Origin of the sequence: Streptomyces incanus (assembly GCF_042656345.1) — a bacterium.
In the GTDB taxonomy this organism is placed as follows: domain Bacteria; phylum Actinomycetota; class Actinomycetes; order Streptomycetales; family Streptomycetaceae; genus Streptomyces; species Streptomyces incanus.
Genome location: NZ_JBHSPC010000056.1, coordinates 120508 through 140409, shown reverse-complemented (window position 1 = coordinate 140409; position 19902 = coordinate 120508). Strand labels below are relative to the sequence as shown.

At 67.8% G+C, this 19902-nt stretch carries 13 protein-coding genes, 1 tRNA gene and 1 pseudogene; 7 read left to right on the top strand and 8 right to left on the bottom strand.

Annotated features, from left to right (window positions below):
- Positions 1-2 precede the first annotated feature (2 nt).
- Both ACFP2V_RS20135 and ACFP2V_RS20130 read right to left on the bottom strand, forming a co-directional pair.
- Positions 3-3803 carry a GTPase gene (locus ACFP2V_RS20135; RefSeq protein WP_381214024.1) on the bottom strand — a complete coding sequence of 1267 codons (3801 nt, stop codon included), beginning with the start codon at positions 3801-3803 and terminating at the stop codon, positions 3-5.
- Positions 3800-4288 (bottom strand): hypothetical protein, encoded by a 489-nt coding sequence (locus tag ACFP2V_RS20130; RefSeq protein ID WP_381214021.1) that lies wholly within the window; start codon positions 4286-4288, stop codon positions 3800-3802. The genes ACFP2V_RS20135 and ACFP2V_RS20130 overlap by 4 nt, the downstream gene beginning before the upstream one ends.
- 616 nt (positions 4289-4904) lie before the next feature.
- Here ACFP2V_RS20130 and ACFP2V_RS20125 point away from each other — a divergent pair.
- Positions 4905-5099: pseudogene (locus ACFP2V_RS20125) on the top strand (hypothetical protein); the annotation flags it as partial.
- A gap of 716 nt (positions 5100-5815) precedes the next feature.
- Here the strand turns inward: ACFP2V_RS20125 and ACFP2V_RS20115 are convergent.
- A complete protein-coding gene (locus ACFP2V_RS20115; RefSeq protein ID WP_381214015.1) occupies positions 5816-6583 on the bottom strand; it encodes an IclR family transcriptional regulator in 768 nt (255 codons plus the stop codon).
- Positions 6584-6861: 278 nt separating this feature from the next.
- Between ACFP2V_RS20115 and ACFP2V_RS20110 the strand changes: the two genes are divergently transcribed.
- Together ACFP2V_RS20110 and ACFP2V_RS20105 are read left to right on the top strand one after the other, a co-directional pair.
- Positions 6862-7383, top strand: coding sequence for a hypothetical protein (locus ACFP2V_RS20110; RefSeq protein ID WP_381214012.1), 522 nt, complete (start codon positions 6862-6864; stop codon positions 7381-7383).
- 151 nt (positions 7384-7534) lie between these two features.
- A complete protein-coding gene (locus ACFP2V_RS20105) occupies positions 7535-8695 on the top strand; it encodes an IS4 family transposase (RefSeq protein ID WP_381214009.1) in 1161 nt (386 codons plus the stop codon).
- A 324-nt stretch (positions 8696-9019) separates the two neighbouring features.
- Here the strand turns inward: ACFP2V_RS20105 and ACFP2V_RS20100 are convergent, their stop codons facing one another.
- Positions 9020-9340, bottom strand: coding sequence for a helix-turn-helix domain-containing protein (locus ACFP2V_RS20100; protein ID WP_079259476.1), 321 nt, complete (start codon positions 9338-9340; stop codon positions 9020-9022).
- A 21-nt stretch (positions 9341-9361) separates the two neighbouring features.
- On the opposite strand from ACFP2V_RS20100, the gene ACFP2V_RS20095 reads away from it, so the two are divergent.
- Complete coding sequence (locus ACFP2V_RS20095; protein ID WP_381214005.1) at positions 9362-10366, top strand: hypothetical protein; 1005 nt, start codon at positions 9362-9364, stop codon at positions 10364-10366.
- Positions 10363-12264 (top strand): hypothetical protein, encoded by a 1902-nt coding sequence (locus tag ACFP2V_RS20090; RefSeq protein WP_381214003.1) that lies wholly within the window; start codon positions 10363-10365, stop codon positions 12262-12264. The genes ACFP2V_RS20095 and ACFP2V_RS20090 overlap by 4 nt, the downstream gene beginning before the upstream one ends.
- A 247-nt stretch (positions 12265-12511) precedes the next feature.
- Here ACFP2V_RS20090 and ACFP2V_RS20085 read toward each other — a convergent pair.
- The 4 genes from ACFP2V_RS20085 to sucC form a co-directional block, all read right to left on the bottom strand.
- A tRNA-Leu gene (locus ACFP2V_RS20085) sits at positions 12512-12596 on the bottom strand.
- Positions 12597-12801: 205 nt separating this feature from the next.
- Positions 12802-14343 (bottom strand): aldehyde dehydrogenase family protein, encoded by a 1542-nt coding sequence (locus tag ACFP2V_RS20080; protein WP_381214000.1) that lies wholly within the window; start codon positions 14341-14343, stop codon positions 12802-12804.
- 324 nt (positions 14344-14667) lie between these two features.
- Positions 14668-15585 carry a succinate--CoA ligase subunit alpha gene (gene sucD, locus ACFP2V_RS20075; protein WP_381213997.1) on the bottom strand — a complete coding sequence of 306 codons (918 nt, stop codon included), beginning with the start codon at positions 15583-15585 and terminating at the stop codon, positions 14668-14670.
- Positions 15586-15596: 11 nt separating this feature from the next.
- Positions 15597-16727, bottom strand: coding sequence for an ADP-forming succinate--CoA ligase subunit beta (gene sucC / locus ACFP2V_RS20070; RefSeq protein WP_381213995.1), 1131 nt, complete (start codon positions 16725-16727; stop codon positions 15597-15599).
- A gap of 203 nt (positions 16728-16930) precedes the next feature.
- Between sucC and ACFP2V_RS20065 the strand changes: the two genes are divergently transcribed.
- Together ACFP2V_RS20065 and frc are read left to right on the top strand one after the other, a co-directional pair.
- On the top strand, positions 16931-18613 hold the full coding sequence (locus ACFP2V_RS20065; protein ID WP_381213992.1) for a thiamine pyrophosphate-binding protein: 1683 nt from the start codon (positions 16931-16933) through the stop codon (positions 18611-18613).
- A gap of 10 nt (positions 18614-18623) precedes the next feature.
- Complete coding sequence (frc, locus tag ACFP2V_RS20060; protein WP_381213990.1) at positions 18624-19901, top strand: formyl-CoA transferase; 1278 nt, start codon at positions 18624-18626, stop codon at positions 19899-19901.
- Position 19902: the final 1 nt, after the last annotated feature.

The window sequence follows — 19902 nt, the reverse complement described above, 5'->3', positions numbered from 1 at the left end:
TGTTACTCGTTTCTCCCCGGTGTTCCGATCAATTCGTCCGCGGGCGCGATCAAGTTCTCGACCGCCTCAGCCCGCGCTTTCGCCGAGTCCATCCGTTCCCTGATCGACGATTCGAAATCGAGGTGCTCGTCGAGCAATGTCTCGAGCTCCCTGGTCCGCTGTTCGAGGTATCCGACGGGACCTTCCCCCTGCTCACCATGCACGATCTGTTCGACGATCCCGGCAGCCGCTTCGTCGATCAACTTCAATGCCGACTCCTGCTGGTTCTTGTAGTCCCCAGCCTTTTGGATGTCATTAGCCATCGTCACGGTATCCACGGCGGCAGCGACGACTCCGAGGATGGCCCCGGCCTTGGCAACCTTGGCGCCGCCCTTCACCGCACCCCACGGCTTAAACTTGTGGCCAAACTGCTTGCCGATCGCGTAGACCGCGTTCCGATTTCCAAGGGCTTTCGCAAGCGGCGCTGCGGCTCCTGCGACGTTGCCGGCACCCTCGGTCAGATCCTCGTACCAGGCGTTTCCCTGGGCCTTGAATTCTGCCGCGAACTCGGGCGTCACCTGGAACTCAGCAGCGCGCATCTCGCGTCCGATTGCTGATATGTGGTCGCTGTACCACTCGTCCAGTTTGCGTGCAGCGTCGGCAAGGTACCGTTCGAGATCAGCTTCGAACTGCGGGGCCTTCCACCAGGAGTCGACGAGGTTCTCCAGCTTCTGGCCGTCCTTCCGATCGAGTTTCGCGACTGCGGATTTCGTCGCTACCAAGTGGCGGTCCACCATACGGCGGGCGTCCTCTCGCAGTGAACCTTCGAGGACCACGGCGTCGTTCACTGCAGCCCGGAGGGTAGCGATCACCGGTTCCGAGCGACGCAGGTCTTTCGTGCCGTCGACCTGCACCTGGTGAAGCGTGTGCTGGTGACGCTTGAGGCCGGTGACCGCCGCATCGAAGGCGGCCGACGACGCCGCAGCGGACAGCTGCTCGTCGGAGAGACCTGATATGGCGCTCGTCAATGCGGTCACGCCGTCCCACAGCCGATTCTCGTCGAAATCACCGGGTTCTGCCGTTGCATCGCCTCCCACCAGGCCGAACGGATCGCCGGACAAGCAGTGGATCCTGTCGATCTCGACTTCGATGGAACGAACGGCGAAGGCTGCATGCAGTTCCTCGCGTTTGCGGTCCTGCAGGTTGAGAAATGCCTCGGGTGCAGTCAGCGGATCCACGCCCAGTTCGTCGCACCGATTGACGAGGAACACCATCCGCCCGCCTTTTGCGGCAATCATCTCCGAGCCGCGCGAGAGCCCTTCCAGTATCGAGGTGTTGCCGACCAGCAGATTGATGTGGACGACGACGAACACGAGAGCAGCCTCAGCGATCGCCTCGAGTGCGGCGGTGTCGTGCTCGTCATGTCCACTCTGCAAGCCCGGTGTGTCCACGAGATCGAACCGGGGCAACTGGTAGCGGATCGCGGCTGCGGTCGCGGGCAACGCCCGGATGTCGAACGCTGCGTGCGGTTGCCGGCCGCCTTCCACCATGATCCGACGGATCAACGACGACTTTCCCGAGTTGTAGTCACCGAGAACGGCAAGAGCTGGTCTTGCCCCGTCGACGCGCCAGAAGGTTCGTGCGATATCGAACAGCGCCGGGTCGCGTCGGGCCGCGTCCTCGAGGTCGTCTCGCCACGAATGGATGTTCGCCATTGACGGTGCGCTCCACGCCGCAGCCATTGCGCGCGTCAGCCGGCTGCGGTCCTCCTCCCGGCGACTCGAGTACGCCTCGTAGACAGCATGGTCGATCTGCGCCGGCTGGCGGTCGACGCCAGACTCGAGCCAGTCCTCGCCCAACAATGCCCGGGTCACCTCGGCTGGGGATTCCCCCAGCCGACGCTGCGCCCGCAGCAGGACGTCGGTCACAGCGGGTGCGGTCTTGATCGAACCGGCGTAGGCCTGCAGGCTGTCGATCAACCGCACGATCCGGCTGCGCGCCATGCGAAGCTCGATCGCAGCGCGGAGCGAATCACCAACCGCAGGAGCCAACAACGTCCACGCCGCTTCCCGGCTCTCGCGGACGAGGGCATCCTCGTAATCGACGAATGTCTGATCCACAGCGCGATGGCAGTCTGCAATTGCCTGAGCCTTCGCTTCTCGTGCTCGCTCCGACTCCTGCCGGCTCATCTTCTTGCCGAAATGCTGCTGGAGCTGTCCTGCGATCCCGACGCCCGCGGCAGCCACGCCCAGTACCCAACCCGCGGGGTTCCAGAAGAGGGCCAGCGCAGGTCCCGCAAGGGCGACCGCGATGCCCGCCCCCCTGACGACATCACCCGCCACACCGCCGCCCTCGTCGCCGAGGATCATCGCGGCGTGCGATACCGCCGTCCCGTTGTCGAGGGACTTATGGTCCACCGCGACTTCAAGCTCACGCTGCAGGAACGCCCGGCGATCCGCCCAAACGGCTTCCGCCGCAGCGGAAATGGCACCTTGATCGAACACAACCTTCATGAACGTCGACTCGTCGATCGCTGTGTGCTCGTCGAATGCCCTCCGGATCAGATCATCCGCGTTGGCCTTCGCCTGTCGGCGGCATCCCGCAAGGTGCGAGGCAGCGAGGTGCCGGATGAAGCGGTCCAATGCCCCTTTGGCCGGCAACGTGTACGGGCGGCCCCGCGCCCGCTCGGACATGTCGACCAGATCCGCGCTGAGAGCCGCATCGTGCAGCCACACGGCACGTTCGGCGTCTTCCGGATAGCCCAGCACGGCGAACAGCGACTCGACCTCGCGTTCGAGGGATTCCGCTTCCTGCTCGATCTCAACCGCCAGGTCTTCGAGTTCGCCGACCCCTCGGCGGCACCGTGATCGGATGTCCTCGCGCAGCGCGGTCAACCGGAGATCGGCGCTGCCTTCCGCGATCGAGGTGACTATCAGGCGCTCCAGCGTCCCGAAGTTCGACCAGCGATCGTGGTAGTCCGTCCCGAATCCCTCCCGTTCAAGGTGGAAGGCCTCCGAGGCTGGGCCACGGAAGGGAGTCGTGGCGCGCGCCAACAAGGCCCGTCGGCTGTGGATCGCGACGACCGGGGTGTCGGGCAACCCGATCTGTACAAGCTGGGTCCGAATGTTGTCGGCGTGCTGGCGAACCGATTCGGACAGATTCCTACGGCCAGCCTCGGGAACTTTCGCGGGGTGGCGCCAGCGCGAGTTGCGGACGTTGAGGACAGCCACCACCGGCTTTCCGTGGTCGCGGATCCAGGCGGCGATCTTCTCGAACTCCATCTCCTGCTGAGACTGGTTGTCGAAGCACAGAAGCACGATGTCGGCGATCTCGACCGCCTCGCGGGCCTTGGCCTCGAGATCGTCGCGGCTCTCGGTCCGTCCCCAGCCGTTAATCCCGGGTGTGTCGAACAGCCGGCAATCCCGCCACTCGATTGGACGCACCTCGGTGGTCCAATCGCTGACACCCGGTGAGACATACTCCCCGTCGAGCTGGCCGAACGCCGACAGCAGGGTGCTCTTTCCGACGCCGGTGCGTCCGAAGAACGCGATGTTGAACGACCCGAGCGACTCGCGCTCACGATCGAGATGACGTCGCAGTTCCCCCGGAAACCCACGAGTGAAGTCGTCCAGTCGGATGATCAAGCCAGACGAGGACGGCGCGACGCGCTGCCCTTGCGTAAATGCGCCGATCAGGTCGTCCGTGATGTCATCCAGGCGCGTCAGTTCCGCGTGTCCCTGCTCGACGGCCGATCGAACGGCCTCCTCGAGCGACACCACCTCTGTCGTCAACTCGTCATCACTTTCCGCTGGCAGACCGGTCACGGCGCGACGGTGATGCTCGTCGAGCTGTCCAGGGCCTGGCGGGCGACCTTCACGGACTTGCTGGTGAAGTCGGGCATGGTCGATCCGGCGGCCTGTGGCGCGGCGCCTTCGTCCGTGGCGGGGCAGGTCTCCTCGAGCTTGACCGTGGCGAAGTCGACCTTGGTGTCGGTCGGGTGTTCGCCGGGCGTCGAGGTCTGCGAGCAGACCTTCCAGTTGCGGTCGAAGGCCTGCATGCGGCCGCGCCCGAGGGCGTCGTGCGAGGTCAGGCTGTAGAAGCCGGCGGCTTGAGCCTGGTCCTGCGCGGACTGCAGGCCCTTGCCGATCATGTCCGGCAGGGTGGCCGTCTTCTTGTCGTCCGTGGCGGGCGCGTTGCCGGCGGCCGGCGGCTGGTCGTTGGCGCTCTGCACGCTACTGGGCCTGCTGCTAGCAGTGTCAGTGCCCTCGCAGGCGGTGAGCGTGAGCGCGGCGACGGTGCGGGTGTGCATGATCCCCCCTGAGCGGTTCTGCTGCTGAGGGACCATCATGCGACATGTGTGGCCTGAGTGAAGGCGCTGTGACACGACGAAGCCCCAGCCGGGGGGCCTCCGTCGTCGCACGTCAAGCGGCTGCGGCTCCGCGTTGCCCAGGACGGCAGGGCTTGGCCGCCCGCATGGCCTCTGTGACGTCGGAGAGGCGGTAGTACGGACGCTTGGGCGTACCGCCACGGCGGGTGAGGATGCCGCGGCGGACGGGCCCGCGTAGATGGCCAAGAGGCCCCAAACCTACGGAAGTTGCGAGGTGCTGTGCCGATGACCAGCGATGACGTCCATTCGAACATGGACGGACTAGCGTTTAACTTTCTGACCTGCCGTCAGGCATGTCGTGCCAGCTTAGCGTCGGTGAGCGTCAACTCTAGGTTATCGAAAAGTTCAACGACTTTCCCACATCGAACAAGGCCGAACTTCCGGAGGTCTGGGCCCTACCCCCAGCGGGGTAGGGCCTCTTGGCGTCGCAAGGGCGATGCGTCGGAGCGGCAATCGCCCGACGGCGCGGCCTGCCGCATCCTCCGCTTGTGCGTCAGGATGCCGCTGGCGCGTCGAGGAAGCAATCAAGCTGGCCAAGTCCGCCTGCGGCCTGGCCGACTACGAGGTGCGCTCCTTCCACGGCTGGTACCGGCACATCACCCTGGCCCAGCTGGCCGCCGCGTTCCTTGCCGTCCAGGACGCGGCGTCCCTGCGCGAGCGGGGCCCCCTCGCCTCGAAGCACTTCCGTCAGGAGGCGGCACAGTCCGCCGACCACACAGGGGGACGAGGCTGACCCCACCGGCTCCGTCCCGCCCCTGCGTTTCACCGCCTACGAGATCCGCCCGAGTCGCGCCTCCGAAGTGGTGATGGCTTCGCTCATCCCTGAAGGCGCGATCCGGGGGCTGCCGTCTCCTCCGGCCAAGACTCGCGTCGCCACGAGAAGTGGCCGGTTAAGCGGCCGCATGTCAGGATCAGTCCGTGCCTGTTTTCCTGGACGCAGTCGGGGGTGCGGGACGCCCTGCCGTGCCGGCCCCCAGGATGCGGCGGGTCGCGTTCGTCACGGTGCTGAGCCTAAAAGGGCAGCTTGCCTTGGTGGCTGACGAACTTCCTGGAGGTCATCCCCAATGGGTGCTTCCTTCAGGATCCGTCCGAGCCGCGGAGCCCTACCGTGAGGCGGCAGCTCGCGTGCTGCGCGACGTGGTCGGCGCGCTGCCGGTGCGCGGGGGCGCCGTCGAGGGATGCCGTTGGGCTCAGGTCCCTGTTCCAGTGGGCCGGAGCCGTCGAGAGGCGCACGTGTTTATCTTTCGTCTCGCTGCGGCTGGCGATCCACCGGAGCATCTGCCTTGGAAGGGAGTCACACGCTGGGCGGAGCCTGAGGAATGGCCGGAGTTGTGTACACGGTGTGATCTGCCGGACGTGGATGTGCTGCTGACGGGATATCTGGAGGGGTGGATCCCGGACGGGCGGATCACATTGGGGCCTTGAGCCCCGGCACCTCGGCACCCGCTGTCACTCTGCCCTGGCGATCGTGGTGGCGGTCTCCTGCAGGGCCGCGGCAACTGCTGGCATGTCCTGTTCACGCAGACGTATGGCGGGTGCGTACACGGAGATCGCGGCGAGCGGTTCCCCAATGCGGTTGCGGATGGCCACGCCTACGCCGTGCAGGTCGTGTGCGCTTTCCTCGAGGTCTGCCGCCCATCCCCGGACTCTGACTTCCTCCAACTCCACCTCAAGCAGCGGCCACTCAGTGATGCTTCCTGCCGCTGTAGCAGGGAGCGCGGCCGGGAGTGCCGCGCGGACATCTGCCGGGTCGCGCAGTGCGAGCAGGGCCTTGCCCGCCGCCGTGACGTGGGCGGGGAGCTCCTGTCCGAGCGGAACGCTGACGCGCAGGACATGCCGGCACTCGACTCCGTCAAGTAGTCGGACGACGGGCGCATCCAGGGAGTACAGGCACACCGTCTCCTGCAGCTTCTCGGAGAGCTCCTCCAGTGGTCTGCGCGCCTGTCGTCGGACGTCCAGCTGGGCGATCGCGGCCAGTCCCATGCGTACGAGCTGCGGCCCCGCTGAGTATCCGTGCTGGCCAGGATCGTGGCGCAGGAAACCCGTGCGCTGCAGGGTGACCAGGATGCGGTGTGCGGTGGATCGTGAGATACCGAGTTCACGGGCGGTTTCGGTAACACCGATCTCCCCCCGGTCATACGCCAGGACGAGAACATCCAGGGCCTTCGTCACCGACGCCAAGGCCTCTGTCGCCGACAGATGCTTGCCATCCACCATGAAGGAACCGTAGCGCTCAAACGTTCCCGGAGGCCGGGAGCTTCGACAGAATCCACACGTCAGAATTCTCTGATGGCATGTCTCACAGTGCAGGTGCAGCATCGCTCGAACCCAGCGAGCCAACTCTGCGCCAAGACAGGTCGAGTCCTGCGATAACCCCGACCGGACTTGCCGCGCTTGAGCTCACTGCTGACCGTTTGATAGCGCCTCACAGGAACTGCGTGCGTGCCACAGTGTGCCGTCCCTACACTGGCAGCGACCTTCCTTAGGAGTTCGCTATGGCGGGATACCGGACCGGCGCACCTGCGTCAGACAAGGGTGTCTACATCGGCCAGGCCCGGCATGCCGTGAAGGAGCTGATCACTTCACTGCGCGGCGAGTTGGCAACATTGGAAGCTGTGTACGCGATGATGTGCCAGGGCGTCGAATCCACCGATGTCCGCAAAGAGCCGCCGGACACTGGCGAGGACGCGGGTACCGCCCCACCCTCCCGGGAGGGTCCGCCTGAAGTTTCTGTCGCCGACGAGGATCCTTCGTCCGAAGAGGCGCGCCCGGGCATGGGCACTCGGACCCTGGGGCCACCGCGTAACGGAAGCATGCGCGATGCGATCCTCACACTCCTGTGCGCCGCTCAAGAGGCAATGTCCATCACCGATATCGCGGTGGCGGTGCGCCCGGGAGCGGACGCGACGGTCCGCTCATCCGTAGGAAAAACCCTCAACCGTATGAAGCAACTTGGCGAGGTGGAAAACGTAGCACCGGGAATGTTCCGGGCCGTGCTGTCATCCCGGACTGCTTGATCCATCCGAGAATGAGCCCAACCCAACAAGCAGGCCTCCCTCGATTAGCGGTCGAGGGAGGCCGTCAAACACGCGAACGGACGCTTCTCCTAGCAGGGCTCCGGTCCAATGGCCATGACTTAAGGTTGTCGGCGTGTGCGATGATCCATTGGTGGTGGATCAAGATGCGGTGCCCGAGGGTCGTTTGACGGATGACGTGGCGATCGGGCTGCTGGCGACTACGTTCCCGGATGAGATGGTCCGGGCCGTCATCGAGGCGACGGGCAGGCGTGAACAGCGCAACCGGGCGCTGCCCGCCCGGTTGATGGTCTATCTGTCGATGGCGTTGTGGCTGGACTTCGGCAAGGGCTACGTGCGCGTTCTGCGGAATCTGCTGCGCGGGCTGCGGTGGGCGCGGGGTGGCTGGGACGGCTACGTCGTACCGACCGACGGGGCGATCTCCCGGGCTCGGGACCGGCTGGGCAGCGCGCCGATGCGTGCACTGTTCGAGGCCACCGCGAAGCCGACGATTCCAGCCGGTCATGATGAGGTGTTCTGGCGTGACCTGCGCAAAGTCGTCGTGGACGGCACGGTCTTCGACGTGCCCGCCAGCGCGGACAACGCCGTGGCCTTCGATACCCCGGCCGGCGGGGTCCTGCCGCAGGCCCGCCTGGTCGCCCTCGCGGAGTGCGGCAGCATGGCCCTGATCGGGGCCGCCTTCGACTCCATCGAGGTCGGCGAACGCACCCTGTTCGAGCGGCTGCTGGGCAAACTGACCGAGGGCATGCTGCTGCTGGCCGACCGGGGCTTTCCCTCCTACGGCCTGTACACCGCTGCCTCCGGCACCGGCGCGCACCTGCTGTGGCGCGTCTCGGACTCCTTCACGCTGCCCGTCAGGAAACGTCTGGACGACGGCACCTACCTGTCCGAACTGCGGGGTAAACGTGCCCGGGATCGGGTCACGGTGCGCGTGATCGAGTACAGCGTCGCCGACGACGACGGCGTCTCCGAAGTATTCGCACTGATCACCACACTGCTCGACCCCGAGCGGGCACCCGCGATCGAACTCGCACGGATCTACGCGGACCGTTGGCACGTGGAAATCCTCTTCCGCCTGGTCAAGGTGGACCTGCGCACACCGGGAGGGGTCCTGCGCTCGCGCACCGCCGAAGGAGTCCGCCAGGAGCTGTGGGCGCTGCTCTGCCTCTACCAGGCACTCCGCTCGCTGATCACCCGAGCCGCCGTGATCGCCGGAGTGGATCCCGCCCGCATCAGCTTCCCGCCGGTCCTGGACGCCGTCAACGACTCCGTCGCGACGGCTTTTTCCCCCTGAACACCTCGCCCAGGCACTGAAGTTCTTCATCGCCGACCTCCCCGGCTGGGTCATACGCGACCGCCCGGACCGCACCACCCCCATCAAGACCAAACGCCCCAGCCTGCGCTACCAAACCCGCAGCGCGAACGACCCCGGAACCCGCCTCGTCACCCGCACCATCACCCTGCACCTACTCAAGCCCCGAACTTCCTAAGTCATGACCATTGGGGCTCCGGTCCGTCGCGCACGTTCACTCTAGCGCTCCCACAGGTGGCGCTATAGGGCGTCTACGCCATTCCGTACTTGAGCGTGCACGACTGACCTCAAATAGGCAATTGGGGATCAGTCATGAGCACATTGGGTCGCATTCGATCCGGGCCAGAGCGCCAGACCCAGGGCGCGTTCCAGTCGGCAGACCGTCAGCACATCCGGCCAGGTGGCGCCCGCCAGCAGATCGCCGATGGTCTGTCTGCCGACGTTGCTCTGGGCGGCCAGTGCACGCAGCGAGAGCTCCGGCCTCTCACGCAGGGCGGCGGCGAGGCGGCGGGCAATCGTCTGGACCACCGCCGCGGCGGGCTCCCCGGCGATCCGGGCATCCGGCCACTCCTCCGGATCGACGGCGTAGCTCCATGGCGGCGCCGTGCGCGCTCGGCCTCCGGTCATAAAGATGCGTTCCTTCAGATCGTGATCGACACTGACACCAGTGGCCGGTTAACCGGCCACTTGTCATGGGCCTTGCGCCTGGAGGTCGCTGTGTCGAATCGTCTGCTGGCCTACGCACCGAAGGCGGAGACGGTGCCGCCCGCCCAGTGGCGCCGCATCGCTCCGGTCGTCCGCTCGCTGGGATTCATGGCCGTCGCAGCGGGACCTTACGGCCCAGACGTGGTCATGACGCCGCTCGCACGGCTGGTCGCCTGGGTTGAGGCCCAAGGCCTCCCGCTCGAACCCTCGGTGATCCTTGACCAGAGCACCGTCGAACGGTTCGTCCTCGTCGGCTGCCGCGACATGGCCGCCAACAGCCGACGAACCTGCAGCAGCCAGCTGCGCCGGGCCTCCGAAGCACTCCTGCTGGACCAGCTCGGACAGCATCCGCCGATCCGGCTGAAGGCCACCGCCGCCCCGGTGGCCCCCTACCCGCCGGCAGAAATCGCCCACTGGCTGATCTGGGCGCAGAGCCTGCCCACCCCGGCCCAGCGGCGCAACGCCTGCCTGCTGTTCTGTCTCGGCGTGGGCTGCGGGCTCGCTGTTGAGGATCTTGTGTACGTTCAGGGGCGGGACATCCTCGCGGGCCCCACCGGCCGGGCACTGGTCAAGGTGCACGGGCGCCGTCCGCGCACTGTCGTATGCCGGTACGCCTACGAGGAACTGCTGCTGGCGGAAGCCGCCCACATCCCGGCAGACGCGTACGCCTTCCGGCCGGACTGGCAGGACCGCACCAGCAAGCACATCGCATCGGACTGGCTGGCCAGGTACCCGCGAATCATCGGCCGTTGTGACGGTGCAGTGCTGCAGACCCAGCGGCTGCGTACGACCTGGCTCGTCGAACTGCTGAATGCAGGTATTCCACTGAAGGTGATCCTCAAAGCGTCGGGACTCGGGACCCTGCACAGCCTCTCGCGCTACCTCGTCTTCCTCCACGACGTGCCCGAAGCGGAGGCATCCGATCTGTTGCGGGGGGCGGCGGCATGAGCAGGAAGAACCCGGAGGACAAACCCTGCCGACGTACCGGCCTCGCCCTACGCCCTGCACCGCAGGCCCCCGGCCGTACCCTCAGCGACCGCGTTGTGAGCCAGGTCTTCGACCTCGTGCGCCACAGCGGAGCACTGGAACGCCTTCCCTCCAACGAGCACCGGCCAGGCCCGAAGGGCTTCCCGTTCCGTACAGTGCTGATCGGCCTGATCCTGTCGCAGTACATGGGAAAGAGCGCGAACATCGACGACGCGTGGGAGACACTCTTCTTCGCACTGTCTCCAGGGTCCAAAGCCCTCCTTGACGTCCCCAACGTCGACCTGCACATCCCCGAGGGCGCAACCCGAGAAGAGATCGACCGCGTCGCACACCACCAGTACGCGACGTCGAAGCGCGTCTACCGGTCCTGGGCCTCGATGACCCGGCGCCTCGACCCTGCACCGCACGACCGCCGCAAGCGGCTGTCGCTCAGCGAGGCCAAGAAGATCCGACGGAAGTGGAATGCCCGCGACAACCAGGACACCGTGCGCAACCTGGAGGCCATCGCCCAGGATCTGATTCTCGCTCCGGTGATGGCTTCCTACCGGCGCGGCGACTTCGATCGGTGGCCTGGCCACATCGCGGTCGACGACACTCCGGTTCCGGTCTGGGGCAAAGAGCCGGACTACCACCAGGACCGGGCCTCGCTTGAGATCACCGCCGGGATGTACGTGAAGGGAGGAACCCAGAAGAAGTCGGGGCCCAGTGGCAAAGCTGCGACCTCCACGAACACTGGCACCCGGCGCGGCACGGCAAACAAGCCAGTGCCTCGCAAGACCAAGTCGGCACGGGAGAAGAAGGCCAAGGCGCCGGAGAAGAGAGAGTTCCGCTACGCCATGATGGCCGCGTTCCCGGGCCATGGCCATGGCGACCTCGCCGGCGCCTACCCCGCGGTCTGCCTCGGCATGATCCTGCACACCCCGGGCACCGAACCCGGCCCGGCCGCCCTGCGCGCCATCCAGCCGGCCTTCGAACGAGGCCTGGTCAAAGACCTGTTCTGCGCCGACCGGGGCATCACCCAGGCCAAGCCTCACAACCTGCATCTGCAGCTGCTCAAACTCGGCCTCAACGCGGTGAAGCACTACAACGACGACAAGGTCGACCGGCAGGGAGAGTTCCGCGGCATGCAGCGGGTCGGCGGCGAGTTCTACTGCCCGCTGATGCCCACCCCACTCGTCACTGCGGGCGCCACATACATCGACAGCCGCACGGACGAGGACCGCACCCACGCACTCAACCTGATCCAATCCCGCAAGGACTACCAGACCAAGATCAAGGAGTACGGGCCCGCAGGGGACCAGCGTCGACAGTGCCCCGCCCTCGGGTCCCATGCCACGGTCACCTGCTACCGCCGGCCCCAGCCACGCCCGTCCACCGTCGTGGACCTCGACGCCCCCACGGTGCGTACCCCGGCAGCTCTGCCCACCATCCCCAGGCCCAAGCGGGACACCCCCGTCTACCCCGACGTCTGCAGGGGGAAGAGCATCACCGTCCCGGGCACCGTGTTGGCCAAGTGGCGGCAGAAGTACCCCCTGTTCACCCCTCTGTGGCAGGAAGCCTGGTCCGGACTGCGCAGTCAGAACGAGGGCGGCAACGGCAACCTCAAGAAGTCCGCCCTCGACAGCATCGACAATCCCCAGCTCCGCCTGCCGCACGGGCGCGTCGCACAGACCCTGCTCAATGCCGTCATCATCTTCGTGGCGAACCTCAGAGCCATCCGACGGTTCCTCCGCGACCAGGGCATCCAGCCCCGCAAAGCCAGCACGCACAGCGCCGCAACCCAACCCGGTGAGCCGTCCGACCCGCCTCAGGCGCGACCGCTTCCGATCGAGCAGGTCGAGCCTCCGCCACGCGAGTGACACACCTCCGCCGCGCTCCGCCCCCTGAAAATCCCACATGCCTGCGCCACGGCTACCAGCCGTCGCGCAGGCACGTCCTGTTTCCGCAGGTGAGAGGCGCAGTACCTGGACCGCCACCGCCTCACCCCCTCATCGAGCCGATCGCGAGGCTCAAGGCTCCAGAAACGACGAAATACCGGCGAGTAACATGACTCAACCGGTAATTCGTGAACGCTTCGGGACGATCTCGTGAACGTCCCGATCGATGTGTCCGAGGGGGGACTTGAACCCCCACGCCCGATAAAGGGCACTAGCACCTCAAGCTAGCGCGTCTGCCATTCCGCCACCCGGACCAGGTGTCTTGCCGCCGTGTCAGGAGTGATCCCCTGCGGCGACGTGGACAACCATACCAAGGTTTCGCAGTGCCTTTCACCTGCGTTTCCGTGCCCCTGGACGGAGGTTCCTGGTCGCGGGCACAGCACCGGACACACCGCCTCCCGAGTCTCGTCCCGAGGCAGCACCATGGGTGGCGGAAGAGTTACCGGGGGTCCGGACCCGTCACGGCATGAGCTGGTACTCCGGGAAGTTGCCCGGCAGCCGCTCTCCCGCCGGCCCCTGGGTCACGGCACGTACGAGAAGCTCGCCGCCGACGAACGCGCCGCGCCAGGACCCGCCGAACCCGCCGAACAGCTCGTCGCGGTCACCTCGGGAGCGCGGTGTGCCGTGGCCGACCTTGAAGGCGCGGATCTGCGGGGCCAGTCGGTCGTAGGTCTCCCGGTCGTCCGTGGACAGGGTGGCCACCAGGGCGCCGTTGGACGCGTTCATGGCGGCCAGCAACTCCGCCTCCGTGTCGACGAGGACGATCGTGTCGACCGGTCCGAACGGCTCCGCGTGGTGCAGCGGGGACGAGCGGGGCGGGGCAAGGAGCGTGATGGGCTGGACGTACGCCGAGGTGTCCTGGCCGGGCAGGAAGCGGGCCTCCTCGGGCCGGCCGCGGTGCAGGGGCACGGCGCCGCGCTCGACGGCCTCGGTGACCTGGTCGTGCAGTTCCTTCGCCTTGGCCGCGTTGATCACCGGGCCGAAGTCCAACTGCGGGCAGGGGTCGTCGGGCTGCTCCACGGCGAGCGGGTGGCCGATCCTGAGCGTGCGCACCGCGGGCAGGTAGGCGGCAAGGAAGTCGTCGAACAGGTCCCGCTGGACGACGAAGCGCGGGTACGCCGTGCAGCGCTGCTTGCCGTAGTCGAAGAGCTTGGGTACGACCGCCGCGAACGTGTCCCAGTCCGAGTGGTTCCAGATGCCCCAGGTGTTGAGGCCTTCCTGTTCCAGGATGTGCCGCTTGCCGAGGTCGGCGACGGCCGTGGCCACGGCGGCTCCGGTGTCGCGGCCGCCGACGAAGGAGACGCAGCCGATCTCGGGCGCCCGCACCAGCGCCTCGGACAGCTCGCCCCCGCCGCCGCTGACGAGGGTCACGGGAATCCCCTCGCGGGCGGCGAGCGCCGAGGCCAGGGTCAGGCAGGCGACGCCGCCGTCGGTCGGGGTCTTGGCGATGACCGCGTTGCCCGCCAGTGCCTGCACCAGCATGGCGTGGACGAGCACGCTCATCGGGTAGTTCCAGCTCGCGATGTTGGACACCGGCCCGTCCAGCGGGGCTCGGCCGGCGACCATGGCGTCGATGCCGTCGACGTACCAGCGCACGCCGTCGATGGCCCGGTCGACGTCCGCCTGGGCGAGCCGCCAGGGTTTGCCGATCTCCCAGACGAGGAGGAGGGCGAGCAGTTCGCGGTGTTCGGTGAGGGCGTCGAGGGCGGCGCCGACGCGGGCGCGGCGTTCCGGCAGCGGGATGTGCCGCCAGGCGCGGTGCTGGTCGAGCGCGGCGCGTACGGAGTCCTGGGCGGTGACCCGGTCCAGACGCGGCGGGCCGACGACGGGGCTGCCGTCGACGGGGCTGACGGCGGGCAGTGTCCTGCCGTCAGCCTGCCAGGCGGCGTTCCAGAGGTTGAGGACGCGGTCGTCCCGGAAGGCCTCGGGGGCGACGGCGAGGCAGCGTTGCCAGGCGTCGGTCCAGGAGGTGCCGGCTTTGAGGGTGAGGATGGATGCCATGCGGTTCGCCTGTCTCTTGCGAGGATGCCCCGGCGTTCACGCCGGGAAGGAAGCGCATCCGGGCGCGGAGCGCTTGGACGGTTGCCCGACGGAGCCCGGGGTGGGAACACGTGTGCTTTCGGTCGCGTGATGCTCCCCCGGGCAGGTCTGGACCCGGCTGGTGTTGATCGCGTAGGACTCGGTCGCTCGCCGAGCGACCGAGCGGCGTGAGCCAGGAGTCCCCCTCACTCGTGAGGGCGAGCATTCGATCCGCTCTCGGTGCACAGTCGAGAGGAAGGGGCTCATGGGGCCGCCCTGGGTGGTGTGCGGCTGGGCTGGGGTGGGTCACCGTCCTGCTTCGAGGACGGCGAGTACGTGTCGTGCCGTTTCCGTGGGTGTGCCACCCACCCGGACGCCGACGGCTTCCAGGGCGTCCTGCTTCGCCTGAGCCGTGCCCGAGGAACCGGAGACGATCGCGCCCGCATGGCCCATGGTACGGCCCTCGGGTGCGGTGAAGCCCGCGATGTAGGCGACGACCGGCTTGGTGACGTGCTCGCCGATGTAGGCGGCCGCGCGTTCCTCGGCGTCGCCGCCGATCTCGCCGATGAGGACGACGAGGTCGGTGTCGGGGTCGTCCTGGAAGGCGGCGAGGCAGTCGATGTGGGTGGTGCCGACGACGGGGTCGCCGCCGATGCCGACGCAGGTCGAGAAGCCGATGTCCCTCAGCTCGTACATGAGCTGGTAGGTGAGCGTGCCGGACTTGGAGACCAGTCCGATGCGGCCCGGTTTGGTGATGTCGGCGGGGATGATGCCGGCGTTGGACTGTCCGGGGGTGATCAGGCCGGGGCAGTTGGGGCCGATGATGCGGGTGCCCTTCTGCCGCGCGTACGCGGTGAAGGCGACGGAGTCGTGGACGGGGATGCCCTCGGTGATGACGACCGCGAGCGGGATCTCGGCGTCGGCCGCCTCCATGACGGCGGCCTTGGCGTGGGCGGGCGGTACGAAGACCACGGTGACGTCGGCTCCGGTCGCCTGGATACCGTCGGCAACCGACCCGAAGACGGGCACCGCAGTGGGGGCGCCTGCCAGGCCGTTCGGGCACTGGGGGACGTCGAAGTCGACGCTCCGGCCGGCTTTGCGCGGGTTGACTCCGCCTACGACGTTCGTGCCGGCGGCGAGCATCCGCCGGGTGTGCTTCATGCCCTCGCCGCCGGTCATGCCCTGGACGAGGACCTTGCTCTCCTTGGTGAGGTAAATCGCCATGTCCCGTCTCCTCAGGCTGTGGTGGCGAGTCGGGCCGCGCGGCTCGCGGCGCCGTCCATCGTGGTGGCCTGTTCGACCAGCGGGTGAGCGCGCTCGTCGAGGACGGCGCGGCCCCGGGCCGCGTTGTTGCCGTCGAGGCGTACGACGAGCGGCTTGGTCAGCCGGACGGTGTCCAGGGCGCGGACGATGCCGTCGGCCACCGCGTCGCAGGCGGTGATGCCGCCGAATACGTTGACGAAGACGGATTTCACGGCCGGGTCGGAGAGGATGACGGACAGTCCGTCCGACATGATCTGCGCCGACGCCCCGCCGCCGATGTCGAGGAAGTTGGCGGGGCGGGCTCCGCAGCCGGCGACGACGTCGAGGGTCGACATGACCAGGCCGGCGCCGTTGCCGATGATGCCGACCTCGCCGTCCAGTTTGACGTAGTTGAGGCCCTTGGCGGCGGCCACGGCCTCCAGCGGATCGCGGTGGGCCGAGCCCTCCGCTCCCCACCGGGCCTGCCGGAAGCGGGCGTTGTCGTCGAGGGTGACCTTGCCGTCGAGGGCCATGATCCGTCCGTCGCGCGTGCGGACGAGCGGGTTGACCTCGACGAGCAGGGCGTCCTCTCGGACGAGGACCTCCCAGAGCCGGACGAGGACGTCGACGGTCCGCGGCGGGAGGCCCGCCGCCTCGGCGATGCGGGCCGCGGTCGCCGAGGTGACGCCTTCGGCGGGGTCGACGGGGATGCGCGCGACGGCCTCGGGGCGGGTGGCGGCGACCTCCTCGATGTCCATGCCGCCCTTGGCGGAGGCGATGGCGAGGAAGTGGCCGGCGGCGCGGTCGAGGACGTAGGAGACGTAGAACTCGTCCTCGATCTCCACGGGCTGGGCCAGCATGACCTTGCCGACCGTGTGTCCCTTGATGTCCATGCCGAGGATCTGGCGTGCCGTCAGTTCGGCGGCGGCCGGGTCGGCGGCGATCTTCACTCCGCCCGCCTTGCCGCGTCCGCCGGTCTTGACCTGTGCCTTGACGACGACGCGGCCGCCGAGCCGGCGGGCGATCACGCGGGCCTGTTCGGGCGCGTCGGTGACCTCGGCCTTCGGCACCACGATGCCGTGTTCCTCGAAGAGTTGCCTTGCCTGGTGTTCGTACAGGTCCATCTCGGCTCCTGTCTGCGAAGTCGCCGGAAGGTCGCTGGGAGAAGCCGGGGTCCGGCGTGGGAAAAGTGCCGCACACCCCCTGGACACCACTCGTGGGATGCGGGATAACAAGCTTCATACAGTATTCGTCGACTGTATGCAATGTACTGCGGGAGCGGTACCCGAGAGCGTTCCCACCCCCTAGGAAGGGACAGGACTTCGCCATGCCCGACGACACACAGGACCTGGTCTCCGGCGGTCATCTCGTCGCCAAGGCCCTCAAGGCCGAGGGCGTCGACCGCATCTACACGCTGTGCGGCGGCCACATCATCGACATCTACGACGGCTGCGTCGACGAGGGCATCGAGGTCGTCGACGTACGTCACGAACAGGTCGCCGCGCACGCCGCGGACGGCTACGCCCGCATCACCGGCAAGCCGGGCTGCGCAGTGGTCACCGCAGGCCCGGGCACCACCGACGCCGTCACCGGGGTGGCCAACGCCTTCCGGGCCGAGTCCCCCATGCTGCTGATCGGCGGTCAGGGGGCCCTCACCCAGCACAAGATGGGGTCCCTGCAGGACCTGCCGCACGTCGACATGATGAGCCCCATCACCAAGTTCGCGGCGACCGTGCCGCACACGGCGCGGGCCGCGGACATGGTGTCGATGGCCTTCCGCGAGTGCTACCACGGCGCCCCCGGCCCCTCCTTCCTGGAGATCCCGCGCGACGTCCTGGACGCCAAGGTGCCGGCGTCCGCCGCACGCGTGCCGCGCCAGGGCGCCTCCCGCGCCTCGACGCGCTCGCCCGGCGACCCCGAGGCCGTCGAGAAGCTCGCCGACCTGCTGGCGCACGCCGAGAAGCCGGCGATCCTGCTCGGCAGCCAGGTGTGGACCACCCGGGGCACCGAGGCGGCCGTCGAACTCGTCCGCACCCTCAACATCCCCGCGTACATGAACGGCGCGGGACGCGGCACCCTGCCGCCCGGCGACCCGCACCACTTCCAGCTGTCCCGCCGGTACGCCTTCACCAACGCCGACGTCATCGTGATCGTCGGCACGCCCTTCGACTTCCGCATGGGCTACGGCAAGCGGCTCTCCCCCACCGCGACGGTCGTGCAGATCGACCTCGACTACCGCACCGTCGGCAAGAACCGCGACATCGACCTCGGCATCGTCGGTGACGCGGGGCTGGTGCTGAAGTCGGTGACCGAGGCGGCTTCCGGGCGCCTCAACGGGGGTGCTTCCCAGCGCAAGGAGTGGCTGGACGAACTGCGGGCCGCCGAGCAGGTCGCCCTGGAGAAGCGGCTGCCGCAGTTGAAGTCGGACGCCTCGCCCATCCACCCGTACCGGCTGGTCAGCGAGATCAACGACTTCCTCACCGAGGACTCGATCTACATCGGCGACGGCGGCGACATCGTCACCTTCTCCGGGCAGGTCGTGCAGCCCAAGTCGCCCGGCCACTGGATGGACCCGGGCCCGCTGGGCACACTCGGCGTCGGTGTCCCCTTCGTGCTCGCGGCCAAGCAGGCGCGGCCCGACAAGGAGGTCGTCGCCCTCTTCGGCGACGGCGCCTTCTCCCTGACCGGCTGGGACTTCGAGACCCTCGTCCGCTACGACCTGCCGTTCGTCGGCATCGTCGGCAACAACTCCTCGATGAACCAGATCCGTTACGGCCAGGCCGCCAAGTACGGCAAGGAGCGCGAGCGGGTTGGCAACACCCTCGGCGACGTCCCGTACGACCAGTTCGCGCGGATGCTGGGCGGTCACGGCGAGGAGGTCCGCGACCCCGCCGACATCGGCCCCGCGCTGCGCCGGGCCCGCGAGTCGGGCAAGCCGTCCCTGATCAACGTCTGGGTGGACCCGGACGCGTACGCCCCCGGGACCATGAACCAGACGATGTACAAGTGAGGTGCCCACGGTGACCACCGAGACCGCCACGAGCACGCCCACCGCCACGAACGCACGCACCGCCAAGGCACTCGAAGGCGTCCGCGTCCTGGACATGACGCATGTCCAGTCCGGGCCCTCCGCGACCCAGTTGCTGGCCTGGCTCGGCGCGGACGTCGTCAAGCTGGAGGCCCCGACCGGGGACATCACGCGCACACAGTTGCGCGACCTCCCCGACGTCGACTCCCTCTACTTCACGATGCTCAACTGCAACAAGCGGAGCATCACCCTCAACACCAAGACCGAGCGCGGCAAGGAGATCCTCACCGAGCTGATCCGGCGCTCGGACGTCATGGTCGAGAACTTCGGGCCGGGCGCCGTCGACCGGATGGGGTTCACCTGGGACCGCATCAAGGAGATCAATCCACGGATCGTCTACGCCTCCATCAAGGGGTTCGGCGACGGTCCGTACACCGCCTTCAAGGCGTACGAGGTCGTCGCCCAGGCCATGGGCGGGTCGATGTCGACCACCGGGTTCGAGGACGGGCCGCCGCTGGCGACGGGCGCCCAGATCGGGGACTCGGGCACGGGCATCCACGTGGTGGCGGGCATCCTCGCCGCGCTGTTCCAGCGGGAGACCACCGGGCGCGGGCAGCGGGTGAACGTGGCCATGCAGCACGCGGTGCTCAACCTCTGCCGGGTGAAGCTGCGCGACCAGCAGCGTCTGGCCCACGGCCCGCTCGCCGAATATCCCAACGAGGACTTCGGCGACGAGGTTCCCCGGTCCGGGAACGCGTCCGGCGGCGGGCAGCCCGGCTGGGCGGTCAAGTGCGCGCCGGGCGGCCCGAACGACTACGTGTACGTGATCGTGCAGCCCGTCGGCTGGAAGCCCGTCAGTGAGCTGATCGGCCGGCCGGAGCTGGCCGACGACCCCGACTGGGCGACACCGCAGGCACGGCTGCCCAAGCTCGGCAAGATGTTCCAGCTGATCGAGGAGTGGTCCTCGACGCTGCCCAAGTGGGAGGTGCTGGAGCGGCTGAACGCGCACAACATCCCGTGCGGGCCGATCCTGTCCACCAGGGAGATCATCGAGGACGCCTCGCTGGTGGCGAACGAGATGGTCGTCACCGTCCCGCACCCCGAGCGCGGTGAGTTCGTCACCGTCGGCAGCCCGCTGAAGCTCTCCGACTCCCCCGTCGACGTGGTCGCCTCCCCGCTGCTCGGTGAGCACAACGAAGAGGTGTTCGTCGGCGAACTCGGCCTCGGCGACGAGGAACTGCGCCTGCTCAAGTCGAACGGGGTGATCTGAG